Annotated in this window: 18 protein-coding genes; all 18 read left to right on the forward strand. The window is 62.7% G+C overall.

The annotated features are described in order from the left end of the window. Positions 1-26: 26 nt before the first annotated feature. The 18 genes from JK231_RS21565 to JK231_RS21650 all read left to right on the forward strand — a co-directional run bounded on the left by JK231_RS21565 (position 27) and on the right by JK231_RS21650 (position 17,409). Positions 27-647: a conjugal transfer protein gene (locus tag JK231_RS21565; protein WP_211729450.1), complete on the forward strand. Its 621-nt coding sequence runs from the start codon at positions 27-29 to the stop codon at positions 645-647. Continuing rightward, complete coding sequence (locus JK231_RS21570; protein ID WP_211729451.1) at positions 619-3,669, forward strand: ATP-binding protein; 3,051 nt, start codon at positions 619-621, stop codon at positions 3,667-3,669. The genes JK231_RS21565 and JK231_RS21570 overlap by 29 nt, the downstream gene beginning before the upstream one ends. 18 nt (positions 3,670-3,687) lie before the next feature. Next, the gene (traW, locus tag JK231_RS21575; protein WP_211729452.1) at positions 3,688-4,911 is read left to right on the forward strand and encodes a conjugal transfer protein TraW; all 1,224 of its coding nucleotides are present in this window, start codon (positions 3,688-3,690) and stop codon (positions 4,909-4,911) included. Positions 4,912-4,928: 17 nt separating this feature from the next. Next, entirely contained in the window at positions 4,929-5,678 is a 750-nt protein-coding gene (locus JK231_RS21580) for a prepilin peptidase-dependent protein (RefSeq protein ID WP_211729453.1), read from the forward strand. Continuing rightward, positions 5,675-6,247, forward strand: a complete 573-nt coding sequence (gene traX / locus JK231_RS21585) for a conjugal transfer protein TraX (RefSeq protein WP_211729454.1) — start codon at positions 5,675-5,677, stop codon at positions 6,245-6,247. The genes JK231_RS21580 and traX overlap by 4 nt, the downstream gene beginning before the upstream one ends. A 10-nt stretch (positions 6,248-6,257) precedes the next feature. Further along, entirely contained in the window at positions 6,258-6,656 is a 399-nt protein-coding gene (locus JK231_RS21590) for a hypothetical protein (RefSeq protein ID WP_211729455.1), read from the forward strand. 22 nt (positions 6,657-6,678) lie between these two features. Beyond that, positions 6,679-7,095, forward strand: coding sequence for a hypothetical protein (locus JK231_RS21595; RefSeq protein ID WP_211729456.1), 417 nt, complete (start codon positions 6,679-6,681; stop codon positions 7,093-7,095). Between the two features lie 87 nt (positions 7,096-7,182). Next, positions 7,183-7,386, forward strand: a complete 204-nt coding sequence (locus JK231_RS21600) for an Hha/YmoA family nucleoid-associated regulatory protein (protein WP_211729457.1) — start codon at positions 7,183-7,185, stop codon at positions 7,384-7,386. A 78-nt stretch (positions 7,387-7,464) separates the two neighbouring features. Then, positions 7,465-7,758: a hypothetical protein gene (locus JK231_RS21605; protein ID WP_211729458.1), complete on the forward strand. Its 294-nt coding sequence runs from the start codon at positions 7,465-7,467 to the stop codon at positions 7,756-7,758. A 75-nt stretch (positions 7,759-7,833) separates the two neighbouring features. After that, positions 7,834-9,972 carry a DotA/TraY family protein gene (locus JK231_RS21610; protein ID WP_211729459.1) on the forward strand — a complete coding sequence of 713 codons (2,139 nt, stop codon included), beginning with the start codon at positions 7,834-7,836 and terminating at the stop codon, positions 9,970-9,972. 66 nt (positions 9,973-10,038) lie between these two features. Continuing rightward, positions 10,039-10,704, forward strand: a complete 666-nt coding sequence (gene excA, locus JK231_RS21615) for a plasmid IncI1-type surface exclusion protein ExcA (RefSeq protein ID WP_211729460.1) — start codon at positions 10,039-10,041, stop codon at positions 10,702-10,704. A gap of 111 nt (positions 10,705-10,815) precedes the next feature. Continuing rightward, complete coding sequence (locus JK231_RS21620; protein ID WP_211729461.1) at positions 10,816-12,030, forward strand: conjugal transfer protein; 1,215 nt, start codon at positions 10,816-10,818, stop codon at positions 12,028-12,030. A gap of 15 nt (positions 12,031-12,045) precedes the next feature. After that, complete coding sequence (locus JK231_RS21625) at positions 12,046-13,176, forward strand: thioredoxin fold domain-containing protein (RefSeq protein WP_211729462.1); 1,131 nt, start codon at positions 12,046-12,048, stop codon at positions 13,174-13,176. Further along, a complete protein-coding gene (trbC, locus tag JK231_RS21630; protein ID WP_211729463.1) occupies positions 13,163-15,358 on the forward strand; it encodes an F-type conjugative transfer protein TrbC in 2,196 nt (731 codons plus the stop codon). Before JK231_RS21625 ends, trbC begins: the two co-directional genes overlap by 14 nt. Before the next feature lie 14 nt (positions 15,359-15,372). Next, entirely contained in the window at positions 15,373-15,558 is a 186-nt protein-coding gene (locus JK231_RS21635; protein ID WP_249221779.1) for a hypothetical protein, read from the forward strand. Positions 15,559-15,946: 388 nt separating this feature from the next. Further along, positions 15,947-16,438, forward strand: coding sequence for a hypothetical protein (locus JK231_RS21640; protein ID WP_211729464.1), 492 nt, complete (start codon positions 15,947-15,949; stop codon positions 16,436-16,438). 39 nt (positions 16,439-16,477) lie between these two features. Next, positions 16,478-17,011: a phospholipase D family protein gene (locus JK231_RS21645; protein ID WP_211729465.1), complete on the forward strand. Its 534-nt coding sequence runs from the start codon at positions 16,478-16,480 to the stop codon at positions 17,009-17,011. Between the two features lie 143 nt (positions 17,012-17,154). After that, entirely contained in the window at positions 17,155-17,409 is a 255-nt protein-coding gene (locus JK231_RS21650) for a replication regulatory protein RepA (RefSeq protein ID WP_211729466.1), read from the forward strand. Positions 17,410-17,536 lie beyond the last annotated feature (127 nt).

The raw sequence follows: 17,536 nt of genomic DNA on the forward strand, positions 1-17,536 counted from the left end.
ACAGGCATTGCCTGTAAGGACCCGCTATGTCTGCTTATTTATCACCTGCTCCGGCGGGCGGACTGCTGCCGCTCGTGCCGGACGTCAGCGGCGAAGACGCGCCCCCGCGGCCCGTTTCTGTTGAACCCGGACCGCCCTGCCGCTGCTGCGGCACGCGTGCACAGCGACTCTGGCAGGGGCCGGACGCACAGCCGCTCTGCACGCTGTGCTGGCTGACCCTCAATCTTGACAGCCCCACAGCGGCACACGGTCACCTGGCCTGGCTGCCCGACGCGCCGGCGGCCGACATCATCAACCTGCAGCGCCGTGCGCTTATCGGGCAGCACAGCGACAGCAAAGCCGTGCGTAAAGCGTCGAAGAAGCTCTGGAACTGGCTCGCCCGCCACGCCCGTGAGGTAGAGGGCATGTGGGGAACCTCCCGCGCGCCGGAGTTCGCGGCGGCCTTTGCGCGCCTGTCGCCTGCAAAGTGCAGAACGCTGCAGCAGCGGCTGGAAGGCTGCGTGCTCATCCTGCCCGCTGATGCGTTTACCGACCTGACCCTGCTGCTGCCGCTGGGGCGCACGGCTGAGAGCGCCGTGCATACCCCGGCCTGGAAGACCTATACCCGGAGCGACCTGTATGCCAAACCGCCTCGTCCGCTGGACTGAAGAGATTATTACCGCCGCGACGCGCTTTGCCGTATCGCGCGACCTGCCCGACTACTGTGACCTTGAGACCGTAGTGCGCCTGACCGCCGACGACCGCATCCGCCACCCTGAGCTGACCGCGCCGTACATTATGGTCACGCACAACGGCGACTACCTGTCGGTGTTTGAGATCGCCGGCAGCTACCGCGAGTCAGACGAAACGCTGCCGGCCTCGCACGACGACGCGTGGGAGGGCCGCCTGCAGCGCATGACCGAGACGCTGACCGCCCAGTACCGCTACACGGGGCACCGCATCAGCATCGTGCACGAGTGCTCACCTGAGGGCGGGAAGGATGAAATCCGTCAGCTGCTTACCCCGCAGTATCAGTCCCTGAAACGCACCGGGCTGAAGCTGCAGTACCTGCTGGACGAGCAGGTCACGAAGCTTGCCCCCTGGGTGAACCGCGAGCGCACCTGGCTTGTGTGTTACACCGGGCGGGGCGTGCTGGCCGGGCACGAGCTGCGCGACGAAAACGCGCGGCTGAGCGAGCTGGTAACGGCCAGCCCCACGGCCACCTTCGGGCAGAACCCGCTGCCCACCGAGCTGGCGGGGCTTAAAATCCGGCATGACGCCTTCCTCTCGCAGGTCGAGCGCGCGCTTGGCGACAGCGGCAAGGGCGTGCTGATGCGCCGCATTGACGCACATGAAGCGGGGCGCGTGCTGCGCGCGCAGACCGACCCGGGCACGGGTGCCGTCTGGCAGCCGCTGCTGCCCGATGACCGCATCATCCCGCACGGCGTGCGTCAGGGAACGGATGCCACGCCCTTTCTGGCGCCCTGGCTGAAGTTTCAGGTAATGGGGGCGGGCGTGCAGGAGATAAGCAACAACCTGCTGAAAATAAACGGCGTGTGGCACGGCACGGTGGCCGTGAACCTCGGGCCACAGAACCCGCAGAGCTTTGCGAAGCTGCGCGATCTGATTCCCCGCAGCGTGCCGTTCCGCATCCGTCAGGACCTGATGCCGGGCGGCATGCGCCGGCTCGGCGGCAAGCAGGCGGTGCTGAGCTTTACCGAGTGGGTGCCGGGCCTGAAGCCGGTATTCCAGTCCATCTCCCTGCTCGCCCATCGCGAGATGCACGAGCCGGTGTGCGTGATGACCATCACCGCCGCGACCTGGGGAGACTCGCCGGAGACGGTGACGCGCAACCTGACTTTACTGCAGCAGGCGCTGGGCTCATGGGGCATCTGCGGCGTGACCCAGACCTTCGGCGACCCGGTGAAGGCCTGGGTGGCCACGCTCACGGCGTCGTCCGCGGCCAGCGGTCCGTGCCTGATGTACCCGCCGCTGTCCGAGGCGCTGAACCTGATGCCGCTCACCCGACCGACGACGGCGTGGAGCGGGGAGGGCAACGCGGCGTTCATCACGCCTGACGGCAAGCTGATGCCGGTGGCGCTCGCGGCGTCTAACCAGACCAAGAAAACCACCATTGTGGCGGGCGAGTCCGGGGGCGGTAAGTCGGTGCTGATTAACCGCCAGCCGATAGCCCTGGCGATGTCCGCGCAGAAACAGCTGCCGTTCTTTGCGGGGATCGACAAAGGGTTTAGCGCGGTGGGGCAGGTGTCGATACTGCGCGCGGCGCTGCCGCCTGAGCGGCAGGACGAGGTGCTGAGCATCATCCTGCGCAACGATGAGCAGCACTGCCGCAACCTGTTCGACATTCAGCTGGGCCTGACCGCGCCGCTCAGCTACGAGTCCGAGTTTATGGAGAACGCGCTCACCGCGCTGTGTATCGACCCCGGCACGGGCGAGCCGCCGAACGGGCGCGACACGCCGGCCATCCTGCGCCGCCTGGTCAGCGATGCGTTTAAGGCCTGCCGCGAGGAGCCCCGACGCTTTGAGCCGGGGCTGGTGCCGGAGGTCGACGCCGCGCTGGAGGCCGCCGCCATCTGGGAGGCGCATCCGGATTACCGGGACAACGCCACCTGGTACGAAGTGCGCGACCTGCTGCAGGACGCGGGTCACACGGACGCGGCGCAGCGGGCGCAGTTCCAGGCGGTGCCGGAGCTGGCCGACATGGCGCCGCGCCTGACGTCGTCCGATTACAAAGACATGTACGGCAGCATCCAGCGCGACGGCAGCGGTGAAGCGCTGATTGAGTACATGGCGCGCTGCCTGCGCGACGCCTGCGGGCAGTACCGCATGTTTGCCGGGCGCACGCGCTTTATGATCAGCCCCAAAGCGCGCGTCATCACGGTGGATATTCAGTACGTCGCCGGCAACAAGTCGAAGGCGGGCTACCTGCAGACGGGCATGATGTACCTGTTTGCCGGGCACATCGCGGGCGGCGACTTCGTGCTGCCGCAGTATCAGGACGAGTTCTTTCCGGCGCTGCACAAACGCTGGCACCCGATGCACCGCGCCCGCGTGCAGCAGCTGGACGAGGAGGTCAAAACCAAGCAGTACGACGAGCTGCACAACGCCAAGGGCGTGCCCTTTATCTTCCCGATGCTCGAGACCGAGAACCGCGAGGAGCGCAAGTTTGGCGTGCGTACCGTGCTGTCCTCGCAGTACTTCCGCGACATGCCCGACGCGCTGCGCCAGTCCGCAAACAACGTCTACATGGTCGGTGTTGACCCTGAGGACCGCGAGCTGCTGAAGACGCGCTTTAAGGTGCCTGACGTGACGCTGGACCGTTTTGAACGCATGGGCAGCGGCCCGTCGGCGGACGGCAGCGGCGTGCCGTTCCTCGGCATTTTCCGCATCAAGGGGGGCAGCACCATCGCGCACATCATGAAAAATACGGTGGGCCCGGAGGAGCTGTGGGGCCACAGCACCACGCCGGTGGACATGTCGCTGCGCCGGACGATTGAAAAAGACGTTGGCGCCGACACGGCCCGCCGCATTCTCGGCCGCTTTTTCCCGAACGGCTCTGCCGAAAAAGTCATCGAACACCGCCGCCGCACCGCCGGTGACACGGGCGGGGAGAGCGTCATCCGGGCGCTTGCCACCGAGCTTATCGATAAACAGGGCTACGACCTCTGATCCTTCAGGAGTACTGATATGCAACCATCCACACACCGGCGCCCTGCGGGGCGCCGGCTGCTTGCCGCCTGCGTGCTGGCGGCGCTGTCTCCGTGCGCTCTGGCCTATCCCGTCGAGGTGATGACCAGTATCCCGGTGCAGACGGTTATCCAGCCCGCGCTCGGCACCATGCAGACCACGCTCGGCGAAATCCTCTCCGCCGAAACTGAAACCGGCACGGCCGTGGTGCAGAACGCCGACAAGGTCACCACCGCGGTCACGGAGGCCGCGCGCACCCAGCGGGAGGCGGAGAACTTCAACCGTCAGGCGGACCGGCTGGAGAAGGCCCGCGCGTCCTACACGGTGCCGGACAGCATCTGCAGCGAGTCGGCCTCCGGCACGGCCGCGCAGGTGAGTCAGGCAACCCGGGCGGCGGCCTCGAAGCTTGCCGGCGGCAGCGGGGTGTCGAGCGCGGTCGTGCGCGAGACGCTGGCGAGCCTGCCCACCACACCCCGGCAGGGCGGCTACCGCAGCGCGCTCATTCATGCGGCCTACTGCACCGCGGAGGAGGCAAAGCTCTACGGCGGCACGGGCCTGTGCCCGTCGGTCTCTCAGCTTCCGGGCGGCGACACCGAGGCGCGATCGCTTTATGACGGGGCCGGGCCCGCGGGCAAAGACCCGGAGCTGACCTTCACCCAGGCGCAGACGGATGCGGCCATGGCCTACGTGAATAACTCGGCGAAGCTTGACGCCGGGCGCACGCCGGGCAAGGGCGAAATCCAGACCGCCACCGGGCAGGAGTATCAGGGCCTGCTCACGCAGTACAAGGCCATGCAGAGCGCGGCGATGCAGCCGCAGCTGGACATGGTGGCGGCAAGCCAGCCGCAGGACGCCACGCAGGCCGCGCTCACCGAGGCCCGTCAGGCGCCGTCGGCGGAAAGCTACTTCCAGCAGACCGCGTCCGCGCAGGCGAAGCAGACCGGCACCATGAGCGAGCGCGAGTTTGAGGCGTTTGAGGTGGGTCGCCGCTACGCCAACACCGCCTGGGTCACCGACCTGCAGGCCATGGACGGCGACAACCTGACGCGTGAGGTCGCCCGTCAGCTGGCCGCGGCCAACTGGCTGGCGCTCGGCATTAAAAACGAGCTGCGTCAGGCCAACATCATCAGCGGCCAGCAGCTGGCGCTGGCGGCAAAAAATGAGTACGCCCCGCAGCTGCAGGCGCTGTCCTCGCAGATGAGCGCCGGCGTGAGCGCTCAGTAACCCTTCCGGAGTATTCCATGATAACAAGCGGTACCTTTGCGCCGGACGCCGGCGCGCTTTCATCCCTGCTGGACGCGGGCACCGGCCCGGTGCTGGTGCTGGACCCCTGCGGCGTGCTGTGGGAAACCTTCTGGAACACGCCCCGCTGGTCGAGCCTGTGGCAGGCCTGGCGGCTGGCGCCCGGTCAGACGCAGGAGGGCGACGTGTGGAACGTCATCGGCGCGCTCGGTCAGGTTAATCAGGCGGCCGGCACAGCGGCACTTGCCGCTGCGCTGTTCCCGGAAGGCCGGTATGCGGGGCTTACACGGGAACTGATGGCCTGCCTGCTGACCTTTGCGGAAAATACCGGACACGTCAGCGACCTGCCGGCGTTGGCGGGGCAGCTCTGGGCCGACGACCCGTGGGCGGCCATCGCACGCTGGAGCCGGAAACACCCGTCCGACCCGACGCTGCAGACGGTGCGGGCGATGCTCACCCGGGAGGATGCCAGCGAAGCGCTGCTGGCCATCCGCCACCGTATGGGCACCTACCATCATCCGCACGTGGCGGAAAGCTTTACCGGCGCGCCGGGCCTCAACCTCAGTACGCTCCGGCAGCGGCCCGGGCAGGTCATCTTTCTGACGCCCGACATCCGCTGCATGGAGAGTGAGGACCTGACGTCGGTGTACGGCTTTCTGATGAGCGCGCTGCAGGCGATGGCGGCGCTTCGTCACGTGACGTTCGCACTCGTTGAACCCGTCATGAACGCAGAAGGAGAACCGCTGTGAAAGACAACGACTCAGCCGTCCGTCAGGACGGCGCTAAGCCCGCCCGCATCACCGCGAAGCGCGCGGGCTGGATAGCCCTGAACGTGGTGCTCCCTGCGTGGGAGGTGTCCAGCGTGACGCGCCACGCGGGGAGAAACGTTTCGCGCCTGTGGCAGCGACTGCGTGAGGTGACGGCGGGACGCGGTCACGGTGACTATCAGCCCGCGGACTGGGCGCAGGCGGTGGCGGACAGCGGGCAGACGCCGGAGCGGCTGGCGCGGAACCTGCGCATCAGCCGCTGGATCTGGTGGGGGCTGATGTGGCTCACCGGCCTGCCGGTAGCAGGTTTCCTGTTTGCGCTGATTGCCGCGGGCAGCAGCATCGGCGGGACCGGCTGGCTGCGCGTGAGCTGCGTCATGCTCGTGCTCATGCTGCTATCTGCGACCGGCTTCGTGCAGGCGCTGGCCTCGGGCTACCGTCTGTGGCAGCTCACGGAAAAGCGGGTCTCGGCGTCAGAGAACGGGAGTTTTCAGGCTTACCTGCAGGAAACGCGCTGGTGCCGGCAGGTGCTGAGCGGCGGCCTGCTCTGAGGGAACAGACATGCGAAACAGACAACGCGAACAGCGGCTCATCCGGGTCATCACCCTGCTGGACGGAGCAGCGCTGGGCCACGATCGCGAACGTATTATGAATCTGCTGCACAGCGCCCGGCGGGCAAGTCGTGACGGGTGCACCACCGTGGCTAGCTCGCTCTGTTTTGAGGCTGTGAAAGCGTTAAGCTCCGTCAGCGGTCGCCTGCAGGCCGCCGGTGCCGCGGCGGAAACGCTTGAGCCCGTAGCCTCGGCCATTGACCTGCTGCTGCCGGACTTTGTGACGGAGGAACGGAGCTTTTACGCACGGTTTATTGCTGAACGGCCTGTCGCGAGCCTGGCAGGGATGAGCATCCTCTTAGTCATGGCCGCCCTGCTTTACGGGGTGTGGCGCCTGCTGAGCACATAGTTGATTCCGGAGGACAGAAAAGATGTACATACGACTCGATGTCTTTGCCGGCCTGCTGAGAATCAGGCCCGGCGAACTGCTTCACGCGGTGCGCGCCGGCGGCGAGCTGGACGGCATGGCGTTGCCTGCCCGCCATCAGGTGCGGGGCGCGGCTGTTATGTTCGATCAGGCTGAGGCCACGGAGTTCGCCCGGCGCTGGCACGCCCGGGAGCCCGTCGCGGTGCCGCCGGCATCCGGAGAAAATCTGATACCACTTGATGACTTTGCGCGCCGGGCCGGTATTCCCCCGCTGGTGCTGTGGCAGGCGGCCAGTGGCGGAAAACGCCTGCGCGGGCTCAGCGTTCCGGTGGCCCTGAAAGAGGGTGGTCAGCTGAAGTTTGAACTGGCGGCAGTGGAAAAGTTTGTAACGTCATACCACAATCTTCAGGCAAAAAAGTGAATTAAATTCAGTATTTTCAGGATAATGCGTTTCGCTTGTTTACGTTATTATCCCGTTCCGCATTGCTACCCCACCAGTGAGAACACGATGACACGAACCGAATGGCTTATGAAGTTCCGGCGCTGCCGGAATATTGAAACGCTTGAAAAGGTTTATGAGCACCTGAGCTATACCGGCAACCCCCATGAAGAATTTGCGATGACGTCGGCCTATGACCACCGCAAAGCCGAGTTCGCCGCCGGCAAGCTGTTTGACCGCGTACCCAAACACGTCTGGCAGTACGTGAAGTAACTCTTTTCAGACGCCGGCGTTCCCGGCAGTCACCCTCCCTCAGCCGGTTAGGAGCCGGCGTATGCAGGACCCCTTATCATGCTAAAACAAACACTGGACTTTATTGCCCGGGTGGGCGGCGTCGTGCTTCTCATATGTCTCTGCAGAGCGCAGGCACAACCTCTTATCGACGCCGCTTTCGCCGGAGGCTTACCCCCGACAGGCTGGATTATTCTTGTTTACCTGGTTTTAATCGGTGGCGCCTGTGCCATGGCGCTTCCGCTGATTGCGGTTGTCGTCCTTGTCTCTCTGCTTTGCAGTGCGGCAGAGGCAATTAAGCACCATCTGAATATTATCCTGCGAGATGCTGCTGCCCTCCGCTGCGGTCGCTGAAAAACTCCCCCTACACGGCCGCACAGGCGGCGCCCCTATTTCCTATCAGGTCAGCTCCTGACCCGCAGGTAACTCATGAAGCTACTGACAAAAATTCAGGCGGCGGCTCTGCTGTGCGCCGCGTCCTGCCCGGCGTTTGCCGACGGTGTGGACTACCAGACCATCAGCGACGCCGCCAGCAAGACCGGGGACCTTTCCCGGCAGGCGCTGGTGATGATTTTTGGCGACGTGGTGCTCACGCCTTTCCAGCCCGGGCAGCAGACCCTCATTGGCTCGCTGTTTGCGCTGCTGAACGGCGTGCTGTGCGCTGTGGCGCTGACGTGGTTCCTTATCGTAACGCTGAAAACGCTGTTTAAAGGCGGTCAGGACGGCAAGGTATTCAGCACCGGCCGCACCTGGCTGCACCCCGTGATGAGCTTTGCCGGTTTTATCACGCTCGTTCCGACCGCGTCGGGCTGGTCGCTGTCACAGCTGGTGATGCTGTGGGCGGCCTCCACCATGGGGGTAGGCAGCGCGAACCTGTTCACGGACAAGGCGGCCGACATGATCAGCAGCGGTATGTCGCTGGTCGTGCAGCCTACGGCCCCCTCCACGCGTTCGGCGGCGCGCGCGGTGTTCGAAATGAACCTGTGCAAGTACGCGACTAACAGCGAGCTGTCCTCGCTCTATCAGGACGGTCAGGCGCGCACGGCGCTGATGACAACGAAGGGCGGCAACGGCGATTACTCGACCGGCAACGGCAGCGCGATATGCGGCACGGCTCGCATCCCGGAACCCTCTACCGGCGTGCTGGACAGCCTGTTCGGCTCTGCCGTAAATACGGCAAGCGTGACGACGGCGTCCCGGGGGGCGCTGGACACCATGCAGTCCACGCTTGATGCAGCCGCGCAGGCCTACGTGACGGCTTATCTGAGCCGGCGCGATCAGGACAGCGGCACGCTGGTAGACCCGGAAACAAGCATTCAGAACGCAGCGGCCGCGTATGAAACCACGGTCAACAACGCGCTGAACCAGCTGAACTATAAGGATTCGCTCCAGAGCCAGCTGACGACGCAGCTCAAGACCTATGGGTGGATTTCGCTGGGCGCCTGGTACAACACCTTTGCGACGGCCAACAGTAAAACGAACGAAGTCGCCAACGCGGCCCCGGTAACGTCCGGAGCAAGCCTGCACGGCGAAACCGGGACCGGCGACCTGTATCACCAGGTGTTTACGGCCTACCGTTCGCAGGTGCAAAACAGTACTTACACCGCGCCGCTGGGCACGCAAACGGCTAAGGATGATGGTGCGGCTGCTAATGCAGCAGATCCAGATGCGGTCTTTATCAGTATTTTTAAAAATCCAATGCAGAGAATTACTAAGGCCATAGCAACGCAAGAAATAGGTACACAGGCTGACTTTTCAAGCCAAGTCAATCCTCTCATCAAGATGCAGACCATTGGTGACTGGACGCTGTTGGCCAGCGAAAGTGCATTAACAACCTACACCCTCGTCTATGCTGCTGCTTCCGCTGCTGATAATTCCCTGTTGGGCACCGTTGGTAGAATACTCCCGTTCAACGTAACTGCGGCGGCTAAAGATGTTCTGTCTGAACTCTCACCTCCATTTTACTTCCTGTTGTTGCTTCTGTTTGCCGTTGGATTTTCTCTGGCCGTGTTTCTGCCTGCGGTACCCTTCCTGTACTGGATGGTGGGTGCATTCAACTGGTTTGTCAGTGTAATGGTGGGGTGTGCTGCGGGCCCGATGTGGTCGGCTACGCACCTCGGCGCCGAGGAAGATAAAGGCAGCCGTAGCGCATACGGCTATATCTTCCTGATTGATATGATGCTGCGCCCCTCGCTGATGGTGCTGGGATTCTTCTTTGCCTCTGTTGCCGTCATGGCGGGTGGAACCCTGCTTAACTTGCTGTTCGGGACCGCGCTGGCCAACGCAAACGCAGACTCTATTGTTGGGGTATTTAAAATGGTTGGGTGGCTGATTATTTATGCCCGCATAGCAACGTTTGGCGTCACGCGAGTATTTGGTCTGCAGGCTACGCTGGCTGATTACGTGATCACATTTCTGGGTGGTGCGGGTATGGCAGGCATCATGGGCGGGCTGGTTGATGACGTCAAAGGGATGTTCGCCGCATTTGGCGGCGGGACCCGAAGGACGCCGGGTCTCCAGAATGTCACTAACCCCGAAAAGCCAGATAATAAAGATGGTGTGAAATAATTATACCTGGATTTATTTACAGTTGTGCGTATAATTTAATCAGAGGGATTTCGGCAGGAGGATGCCATGAAAAAAGTACAACGATATGATAAATCAAAGGATTATATCTGGGCCTTAACTCGCGTTATCTATTATTTTTTGGTGCTACCCTGCCTTGTTTTACTCGCACTGGCTAGCATCATAATTTACTCGGGAAATGAGCCGGGCGGCCATGATCCTAATATGGCTTACTTATTCTTTATTGTCTGGATGGGTATTCTTCTTCCACTTGGATTTCGCCGTTTCAAAATCATTAATCGTCGTCGTCAGCTCAAAAAGATGGTTGCACTGCTCACCAGCGATGTGCGCTTCTGCCCGCTGCAGCAGCATCAGGTGATGGATGCGGGACAGGGTAAATACCTGGGCATCGACATCAAATTCGGCAACCTTCTTTACATCCACATGGTGAAGAAGGGTGTTGTTGACGTTATCGGCCTCAGCATGCGCGACTGGACGGAACGTGAGCTTGAAGACGGTACGCTGCGGATTAAGACCAAAAATCCTGAGGTGCCGGTGCTGAGTATCAACGCGCATCCGACGGTAACCAGAGAGCTGTTTAACACGCTCGGTGCGATGAGCCACAACAGCTACGTTGAATCATTCCCTCAGGAACCGTGGCCGCTGCACGTGAGCATTCAGAGCCGTTTCGTTGAGTTTGAACACGACGTGGTTGTGCCTCAGGCCAGCAACTGATTTCTCCTGACATTCTGACGCTTTTCCCCTGACACCGGCCTCCGCGCCGGTGTTTTCTTGTCTGCAGTCCGGCGGGCTCACCTGCCCGTCTCCGCTTCCGGAAACTCTCACATGACGACCTATCACCCGAACGCCGCCGGCAGTAACGAGCCGGCTATGGTGCTGATGACCTTTTGTCTCGCGCTTCTGGTCTGCTGGCTTTTCTTTGCCGACTTCGTGCGCTGGAGCTGCTGGTTTCTCTACTGGATGTGGCGCTTTGCCGACTTCCCGCACTTCCACCGCTACGTTGCCGAACGCATCAACCTGCTGGCCGCGACCGGCAACGGGGCAGAGTCCGTGGGGCTCAGCGAATGGCGGGACGTGATGAACCACACGGCCGGCATCCTGTTTGTGCCCATGGCGCCGCTCATTGCTGTGACCAGCTGGGCGCTGGCGCGCCATCCGGCGCTGGGCTTTCGCAGCCGGCGCGCGATCGACATTCACTCGCTGCCCCGGGTGATGGCCACCTTCGCGCCCTCGGTTATCCCGGTGCTCTCCGGGCACCGCGGCGACGGGCTGATGAACGACACCACGCCGGAAAATGCCTGGGCGCAAAAGCCCGAAGAGTTTGCGGACGTGCACGGACTGATTCAGCGCCGGGTGCTGAACCGCGAGGCGGCGACTGCCCTGTTCGACGCGCAGACCGGGCCTGCTATGACACCGCCTGAGCAGTGGCAGCCGTTTGAGCGCGCGCTGCTGGCCGTGTTTGGCCTGCAGGTGTTCACCGGTGACCGCAGGGCCGCCACCAGGCTGCTGGATGACCTGAACCGCTCGTGCGTCATCCGCCGGCTGTTCCGGGCGCCGGAGTTCCGCACCGTGCCCGACTGGCAGGTGGCGGAAAAGCACGTGGCGCGCGTGCTGGCAAGCCCCGGCGTGAGTGAATGGCTGAAAACGCACCGGACGGTGCGCTCCGCGCTGGCGGGTCTCTATGGCCGCGACCTGCGCCTGCCCCCTGCGCGGTTCCGCTGGCTGAAGGGCTGCGACCGTACGCTGTGGTACGGCCTGCACACCGCCGACACCGACAAGGTGTTTGTTGAGGGCGCGGGGATCGTTGCGCAGGCGCGCGCAGAGTGGATGGCCGCCCGGCTGGGTCTGCCGTGCCCGCCGCTGATGACCGGTGAGGCCGTCGAAGGGCTGCAGCTCGAGCTCGAGTCGCTCGGACTGGTGTACCCCCGCGACGCGCGGCCAAAACGCACGAAGCCGCAGCGCGAAATCTCGTTCCCTGACGCACTTTATCTGCCCGCTGAGGGCGAAGACGAATTTTCTGACGGCGCCCTCGCGCGCTGAGACAAGGACCTGACCATGACTATTTCACGTACAGACGGCCCGTTTGGGGCCAAAATTACCGGCGACCTGCTGAGTGTTCACCGCTGTCATACTGACGAAACAGTGGGAGCGGGCTCGCTGACAGGGCGCGGATTAACCATGCTGTTTGCCTGCTCTCTCCGGAAGATGCCGTGGTTCGTGATGCACGGTAACGGCCTGTATGCGCAGAACGCTCATGATGCTCTGACGCCGCTTTATCAGGGAGATGACGCGGCGCAGCTGCTGCGCTGCATTTCTGACCTGCTGACCACTGTAGAGAGTAAACGCCTTCGTGGACGGAAACTACGGAAGCTCGGCTATGCCCTTGTCGTGGCCGGTCTGACGGCGGCCTGGCTGACAACAGCCGTGATGGCTTCCCGTCTTTTTTCGCCAGAAGACCCCCGCCTGCTCACTACAGTGGATACCCGTACAGTGTTTCATTCAGTGGCCGGACCTGACCGCCACGCGGCCCCTGAGACGGGCGTACCGGACGGAAGGCCGTACCGGACTAATGAGGCGCCATCCGGGCGCCCGCAACCGCAACCTCCTCAACTACAGCAGCAGACCACAGCTGCCCCGGCCGACGGCTGGGACCTGCCGCAGAAGGTACGCGCTGAGCTGCCGGCAAAACTCCGCAGCGCCGCGTCACGCGGGTTGTTCACCGTGCCGCTGTCATCCGGACACGCGCGCACCCTTTACGTCTTCGCCGACCCGGCCTGCCCGAACTGCCAGCGCATGGAGCGCCACTTTGAAACCGCCGCCGGCGTGGTGAACGTAGTGATATTCCCGGTCACCATCGAGGGACGCGAGGCATCACTGAACGCGCTGACGCCGGTGATGGCGCTACCGGAAGGTGAACGCGCCGCCGCCTGGAAACAGCTGTTTGCGGCCGACGCCGGCATCGGCGTGCCGGGCGCCGCGCAGACCGCGCCGGCGGTGACCGACGAGACGCGGGCCGAAACCGCCCGGGGGGCGATTGGCGTCAATGAGGTGGCCTTCCGGGCCTACCGCCTGCCGGGCACCCCGTGGACAATTTCAGACGACGGGCGCTACGTGCCGCAGGGCGTGCTGAGCTCGCCTGCGGCGCTCGCGGACTTTTTAAACGGAGGTGGCCATGACGGACAGTAACGCCGCACTCGACAGCGCACGCGTCAACCGGCACGCGGGCCGCTCGTGGCTCATCGACGTACTGTGTGAGACCGGTACGCTTGCATGGGCCATGCCGGTCGCGGTGGGGGCGGGCATCGTCTGGCCCGCCACGCTGGTGCTGAGCCTGCCGGTGCTGACGTTCTGGTCGCTGGTCGTGGCGCCCGCCGGGCGCTGGAAAATGCCGATGCGCATGCCCACCGACATGAACCGTGACGACCCGTCTACCGCGCGTGAAGTGCCGGCGAAAGTGCTGGGCTTTCTGCCGGTGGCCACCGTACGCATCCACACCGGCCGCGCGGCCGGCATCCTGTACGCCGGCTACCTGCGCGGGAGGGATGCGGGGCGCGAGTTGTGGCTCTCCATGGACGACCTGACGCGTCACGTGCTGATGTTCGGCACCACCGGCGCCGGTAAAACGGAGACTCTGCTGGGCTGGGTGTTCAACGGCCTGTGCTGGGGCAAAGGAGTTATATTCTCCGATCACAAGGCGCAGAACGACGTGGCGCTCGGCATGATGTCCATGGCCCGCCGCTTCGGGCGTGAAGACGACCTGCGGATGATGAACTTCATTACCGGCGGCCGATCGCGCGCGCAGGAGCTGCTGGAAGACGTGAAAGGCCGTCCGCAGACCAACACCACCAACGTGTTCGGCCTCGCGCAGGAGACCTACACCATCAACCTGATGGACTCGATGCTGCCCAAAACCGGCGGCAGCGGCGGCGACTGGCAGGAGAAGGCGCGATCCATGAACCAGGCGCTGGTGACCGCGCTGGTTTACAAGTGCCGCCGCGAGGGCACGGTGATGTCGCAGCGCACCATCCAGGCGCACCTGCCGCTGCGCAAAATCGCCGGGCTCTACGTGCAGGCGGTCGAGGAGCAGTGGCACGAAGAAATCCGCGTGGCGCTGGAAAACTACCTGAGCACGCTGGCCGGCTTCGACATGGACAAGGTGGGCACGCCGTCCGACTGGGATCCGGAAGCAAACCGCCAGCACGGCTACCTGATGCAGCAGTACACGCGCATGCTGAGCCTGTTTAACGACACCTACGGGCACGTGTTTGCGCGCGACGCGGGCGACATTGACCTCCGTGACGTGGTGCACAACGACCGCATCCTGATCGTGCTGGTCCCGGCGCTGGAGCTGTCCGCTACGGAGAGCAGCACGCTGGGGCGCCTCTATCAGTCTCAGCTGGCCATGATTTTAAGTCAGGACCTCGGCGAGAAGCTGGAAGGGCGGCCGGAAGACAACATGAAGGTGCGGAAGTTTAAGGACCGCTTCCCGCTGCTCTGGATTATTGACGAGGTGGGCGCCGGCTACAGCGAGAAGCTCGGCGAGCTGGCCACGCAGATCCGCTCGCTGGGCTACTGCCTGCTGCTGGCCGGGCAGGAGGTGCAGCGCCTGAAGACGGCGGCGGGCGACGCGGTGTGGACGCTGATTGCTAACATGGGCGTGCGCATCACCGGCAAAATCATGGATCCGAAAGACACGCTGGAAATCCTGCAGCTGATGGCCGGTACCGAGTATCGCGCGCACATGAGCGCGCTGGTGCAGCAGGGCAGCATCCTCGGCAGCGGGCTGAGCGATGACCCCCGCCTGCAGGTAAGCGAAAAGAAAAAGGTCGACGTGGAGGAGGTACAGGCGCTGCAGGAGGGTGAGAACGTCACCCTGTTCAGAGGTCAGGTGGTGCGCGGCAGCTCCCTTTACATCGCCGACGCCGACAAGTTCACGAAGGAGGCGGTGCGCATTAACCGCTTTATGGAGGTGAGCCCGCCTTCTGAAGCCCGCCTGCTGGCGACGATGCCTTACCGCCGGCGCCGCAGCTATGTGCGGGCCGACCGGGTGCAGCACATTCTGCAGGTGCTGGACGCGCCTCCGGGCGGGCAGGATACCAGCCGGCTGATGCTGACCGACCCGGCGCTTGCCGCAGTCTGTGAGTTCGATCTCGAATGTGAGTACAGCTGGAAGCGACCCCCTTCAGCCGCGGTGCGTTCGGCGGTACTCTGGCACATGGTCATGGAAAGCCTGCCGGCGCGGGGCAGGGGCTATAAGGTTCGCCTGCGCGAACCCCGCCTGATGGGCGCGGGACGCGAGGCGATTGAAAAAGCCGCGCAGAACTACGTGGCGATGGCCCCTGTTAAGGCGGCGTCACAGGAAGCCTGACAAAAGGAGACGTGATGATGAGAACCGGCGCAACGCCTTACCGTGAATCCCTTATTCGTCTGACAGCGCTGCGGCTGCGCTACCGGCGCGCCTGCCGAAACCCGCAGGCTGGCGTCACCGACCTCGCCGCGCTGCTGACAGAGGTGGAGGACGCAGAGCGTGATGCGGAATGGCTGGAGGAAAAGTACGCGCACGGCTGACGTTAAATATACGTCTGCCGCTAAGGTTTTGCCGGCGCTGACCGATACAGAGTGTCAGCCGGAAAACCGGTAAAACAACGCGATAACAACATACTTTTCCCTGATAGCTGTTTAGCAGGGCCCTCCGGGGCCCTCTTTTTTTGACCCCCGCATACCCTTCCGGCTGTCGGTTATACCCCGACGTATACCCGCGGCCGCCATGCACTGAGCCATCCCATAAGGAACCGACTATGACGACCGGGACTGACAACCGCCGGCTCTCACCTGCGCCGGCAGTTCACCGGGAAACGCTGCGCCTGCTTGCCTGGCACGAGGGCAATCTGCTTTTACACGGGCACAAATGCGGCTGAAAGGACTGCTGTGCGATGACGCGGAGCATGCCCTGCTTATGGCAGCACTCGTGGTGACTGACGATGACGTGGAGGGCGTACAGCTGAGCGTTTACAGCGCGGAGGTGCTTGCTGAGATTCACCTTATCGCTCGCGACATCAGCGAATCTGCCTGGCTGAGTGCGCTGCACTGGTCCCGCGAACACCATGCACAGATCCGCGAGAATGACCGTCAGGCCGCCGAACGTGCGGAGCTGCAGGCGCTGCACGTCAGCGAAGTGGAGTATGAAGGTCAGCGGTATATAAGCTGGCCATGGCGGGGCGATTCGATGGCCAGCATCGTGTATGAGCCCGCCGTTATGCCCACTGCCGGGCACTACAGGATCACGGAGATGCAGAGTGACCGCATTATTGCGACCGTCGCGGGGCTGCAGGACGCGCGGGCAATTGCGCGGTACGCGGCCTCTCACGACGGCGGCTACGGGGATATCTGTATATGCCGTTGTGAAGCGGCAATAACGCATAACGACTTTGAATCCTGGTTTTTTTGAACTGATTGTCCGGCCTGCCCGGATTAACAAGGAACTGAAATGAAAGCGAACGTACGAATCGTGGCTACAGCACTGTGGCTGGCCTTCTCTACCGGTGCGGCAGTGGCCGCGCCTTCGATCGACGTCGGATTTTCGCCCGAGGGCACGGCGCAGCAGCTGGTGCTCAGGACGCTGGACGATGCCCGGGAGAGCATCCGCCTGATGGGCTACAGCTTTACTTCGCCCGAGGTCGTCAAATCGCTGGTCGCGGCTAAAAGGCGTGGCGTGGACGTCAGGGTGGTTGTGGATGACAAGGGCAACCGCAGCAAAGCCAGCCAGGCGGCGATGAACATCGTGGTGAATGCCGGCATTCCGCTGCGCACAAACAGCCAGTACAAAATTATGCACGACAAGGTGATTGTGACAGACGGGCAGAATGTGGAGCTAGGATCCTTTAACTATACGCGCAGCGCTGCGGAGTCCAACTCCGAAAACGCGGTGGTTGTACGCGGCATACCATCGCTGGCGCAGACCTATCTGGCGCACTGGCAGTCCCGATGGGACGGCGGGACAGACTGGCATTCGACCTACTGATATCCGACACCAGACTTTCTATCCCCCTTGCCTGAGATGCGCGCCAACGCATCTCACACCTCTGAATAAAGTTAAGTCGCTGATTTAAGAGATCTGTAGTATTCTCAGCTAAATTCTCTTTGAATTTAGTGGAGGAGGCCGAGATGTCGCAGTCAGTTAACGCAGTCACTTCCTCATCAGGATCTAAACGCCCTTACCGTAAAGGTAATCCTTTAAGCGCGTCTGAAAAGCAGCAGGCAGCTGTGGCCAGAAAAAAGCTGACGCATAAAGAGCTCAAGATTTTCGTGCGAAATCCGATTAAAGACAGGCTTTTGATTGAGTGTGAAAAGGAAGGCGTGACTCAGGCTGAGTACATTGAGCGTCTTTTGCAACAAGCATTTGATGATACCGATGAATAGGTAATGGTATTACTTTCTTGTCGTATGTCAGTTGAAGTGATAGATTGCAAACCGTAAAGAATTCTGGCGGGCCACGCCGAAAGGTGGCAGAGGACTGGTACTGACTGATTAGTTAAGGCCAGAAAAA

This window comes from Pantoea sp. JGM49 (genome assembly GCF_018257655.1).
Lineage (GTDB): Bacteria > Pseudomonadota > Gammaproteobacteria > Enterobacterales > Enterobacteriaceae > Pantoea > Pantoea communis.

Coding starts and splice junctions, on each gene's coding strand:
- excA (WP_211729460.1), top strand. CDS start 10,039: ATGAAAAAAGTACAACGATATGATAAATCAAAGGATTATATCTGGGCC.
- trbC (WP_211729463.1), top strand. CDS start 13,163: ATGACGGACAGTAACGCCGCACTCGACAGCGCACGCGTCAACCGGCAC.
- JK231_RS21635 (WP_249221779.1), top strand. CDS start 15,373: ATGATGAGAACCGGCGCAACGCCTTACCGTGAATCCCTTATTCGTCTG.
- JK231_RS21650 (WP_211729466.1), top strand. CDS start 17,155: ATGTCGCAGTCAGTTAACGCAGTCACTTCCTCATCAGGATCTAAACGC.
- JK231_RS21625 (WP_211729462.1), top strand. CDS start 12,046: ATGACTATTTCACGTACAGACGGCCCGTTTGGGGCCAAAATTACCGGC.
- JK231_RS21590 (WP_211729455.1), top strand. CDS start 6,258: ATGCGAAACAGACAACGCGAACAGCGGCTCATCCGGGTCATCACCCTG.
- JK231_RS21580 (WP_211729453.1), top strand. CDS start 4,929: ATGATAACAAGCGGTACCTTTGCGCCGGACGCCGGCGCGCTTTCATCC.
- JK231_RS21605 (WP_211729458.1), top strand. CDS start 7,465: ATGCTAAAACAAACACTGGACTTTATTGCCCGGGTGGGCGGCGTCGTG.
- JK231_RS21570 (WP_211729451.1), top strand. CDS start 619: ATGCCAAACCGCCTCGTCCGCTGGACTGAAGAGATTATTACCGCCGCG.
- JK231_RS21600 (WP_211729457.1), top strand. CDS start 7,183: ATGACACGAACCGAATGGCTTATGAAGTTCCGGCGCTGCCGGAATATT.
- JK231_RS21645 (WP_211729465.1), top strand. CDS start 16,478: ATGAAAGCGAACGTACGAATCGTGGCTACAGCACTGTGGCTGGCCTTC.
- JK231_RS21595 (WP_211729456.1), top strand. CDS start 6,679: ATGTACATACGACTCGATGTCTTTGCCGGCCTGCTGAGAATCAGGCCC.
- JK231_RS21620 (WP_211729461.1), top strand. CDS start 10,816: ATGACGACCTATCACCCGAACGCCGCCGGCAGTAACGAGCCGGCTATG.
- traW (WP_211729452.1), top strand. CDS start 3,688: ATGCAACCATCCACACACCGGCGCCCTGCGGGGCGCCGGCTGCTTGCC.
- JK231_RS21640 (WP_211729464.1), top strand. CDS start 15,947: ATGGCAGCACTCGTGGTGACTGACGATGACGTGGAGGGCGTACAGCTG.
- JK231_RS21610 (WP_211729459.1), top strand. CDS start 7,834: ATGAAGCTACTGACAAAAATTCAGGCGGCGGCTCTGCTGTGCGCCGCG.
- JK231_RS21565 (WP_211729450.1), top strand. CDS start 27: ATGTCTGCTTATTTATCACCTGCTCCGGCGGGCGGACTGCTGCCGCTC.